Origin of the sequence: Roseomonas sp. TAS13, assembly GCF_001950415.1 — a bacterium.
In the GTDB taxonomy this organism is placed as follows: Bacteria; Pseudomonadota; Alphaproteobacteria; order Acetobacterales; family Acetobacteraceae; genus Roseomonas; species Roseomonas mucosa.
The window spans coordinates 1-1,937 of sequence record NZ_BDLP01000579.1 but is presented as its reverse complement, the minus strand read 5'-3'; the positions used below and the strand labels follow the sequence as shown (position 1 = coordinate 1,937).

Annotated in this window: 2 protein-coding genes and 3 pseudogenes; 3 read left to right on the top strand and 2 right to left on the bottom strand. The window is 48.3% G+C overall.

From position 1 onward, the window contains the following. A pseudogene (locus ROTAS13_RS26735) lies at nucleotides 1-118 on the top strand (IS5/IS1182 family transposase); the annotation flags it as partial. A gap of 5 nt (nucleotides 119-123) precedes the next feature. Continuing rightward, nucleotides 124-291: pseudogene (locus ROTAS13_RS23825) on the top strand (IS5/IS1182 family transposase); the annotation flags it as partial. Between the two features lie 97 nt (nucleotides 292-388). Here the strand turns inward: ROTAS13_RS23825 and ROTAS13_RS26730 are convergent. Beyond that, nucleotides 389-727 (bottom strand): hypothetical protein, encoded by a 339-nt coding sequence (locus ROTAS13_RS26730; RefSeq protein ID WP_126281781.1) that lies wholly within the window; start codon nucleotides 725-727, stop codon nucleotides 389-391. 413 nt (nucleotides 728-1,140) lie between these two features. Here ROTAS13_RS26730 and ROTAS13_RS26725 point away from each other — a divergent pair, with 413 nt between their 5' ends. After that, the gene (locus ROTAS13_RS26725; RefSeq protein ID WP_126281782.1) at nucleotides 1,141-1,362 is read left to right on the top strand and encodes a hypothetical protein; all 222 of its coding nucleotides are present in this window, start codon (nucleotides 1,141-1,143) and stop codon (nucleotides 1,360-1,362) included. Nucleotides 1,363-1,695: 333 nt separating this feature from the next. On the opposite strand, the pseudogene ROTAS13_RS27895 reads toward ROTAS13_RS26725, so the two are convergent. After that, nucleotides 1,696-1,937: pseudogene (locus ROTAS13_RS27895) on the bottom strand (hypothetical protein); the annotation flags it as partial.

Sequence of the window (1,937 nt, the reverse complement as noted above, 5' to 3'; positions counted from 1 at the left end):
GCTCGCCCGCTACCGACGCCTGACCATCCGCTACGAGCGCCGCGCCGACATCCACCTCGCCTTCACCACACTCGCCTGCGCCCTCGTCTGCCTCGGCCAGATTAGGCGGTTCTGTTAGGCGCTCTAAAGGGCACCCTCGGCGGCGCCCTCTTCGCTGTGCTCTGCGGCTGCGGTCACAACATCCGCAAGATCCTCGCCCACCTCAGGGCTCTCTTGGCCGCCATCCTCGCTAGCCTCATCGACGCAATCGCCCAACCGGACCGTCATCCAGTTACAGCCCAAGCAGCCTGAACAGGTTATTCAAGGCCGACTCCGTATAAGTGCTTCAATCCGACTGAAAACACCTATAGATATAGCGTTTTCTTATTTCAAATCAGCAAGTTTATACTCATTTAATAATGATCATGATAGCTGCAAGCCCGAGAAGCCCAACAAAGAAACCGACCTGACGCCAGATTGAAGGCCTTAAACCTAGGGTTTGCGCACGCCGTACGGACGAATCTTGATTCCAATACAGGAAGCAGCCAGAAACTGCAACTGTTGCAATAATGGCCACCAGGAAAGATCCTGAGTTCGAGTTGCTCGACCCTTCAATCATGCTGGATAGCAAAGCTAAATTTAGCACTGCGATAACCAGGGCAATCATCAAACCTTGAAATATATAAAATAACGATCGAATTAAGTGTGCGACTAACACCGGGATCGCAACAGTTTGGTCATTTATCATCTGTGTGTCCTTTCGCTTAATGTATGTAGTAGATTTACCGCATGCTGAAACTATATTTCTCCTCTCACATATAATTTATAGTATAGGTTAGAATGTTCTAGTTCCGCGCTAAAGAGTTACGTAGCGCCGCATTGCATCATATCAAAAAAACTGCATCCGTAGTCTATTTCACATGCTAGACCCTGTAAACATCAAAGAAATTTTAAAACGATTAATATGATCAATTTTTATCACAATGACGCCAACTTATCTGAAATCTGCTAAATTCCCAAATAATGATCTTAGTAGATTGCTATCCAGTAGAAAATCTTTCTTTAAATCTATTCATGGTTGAAAGCATTAAAATTAGTTGTTTTTTGTTGCAAACAGGAGCCAAAGAAATAAACTGACGCGATCAATATCAGTGAAGTGCCATGATGGATGATGAATTTGACCCTTTGACAGAGGAAGAAGCTCGCGAAAGTTTGGCAATATGGCGAGAGCGGGATTGGCGGATTGCGCAGCACGTAGCCAAGTTAAAACTTTCTATTAGGCGCAAACCAAATTTTGTTAAACGGGTTAACCTGATGTACGCTACCGTGCATGCTTATTACATCGACCATCGATTGGAGGATGCTAAAAAGCGGGTTAAATAATTTGCTCGAGCAACTATCCCCAAAGGGCTTCCGACTTCAAATCGAAATCAGGCTGTACGGTGAGAACGCGGTGTTCCGGCCGTTCTGGATTGGTCCGAAATTTCTGACGCCGTAGCCGGACGATTTGACACTCAATCTGTGTCAACTCACGATCGGTTTTCGCGAAGCCGGGCATTCTCAGGGATACTTCCTGTGCTTTCGGATTGCTCTTCCAGTTTGGCTACGGTCGGTGTCAATGGAACCAACGGAAAGCGTGGAGGTGTCATCCTCCTTGGGCTTCATCCTGACCGATCTGGATTTCCGACGATCTCGGAACCTGTATAGTCGGCCACACTACACGACGCTGGTTCTGAACGACCTGTATTTGGCTTGAGCCCAGATATGTTGCCAAAGGTCTTGGGCGGCGCCTGGCTGTGTGAGGATCCAATGCCGGAGTATGTCGAAGCCAGTGCGGAACCAGGACTTTCGCCGGTAGCCATGACCTGCCGTTTCAATGTTGGTCCGGCCTTTGCTCCGTGATGCGCAGGCATGAGCCCATGCCAGAGCCAGCGTGACCATGGCGACAAGCAGGTGCA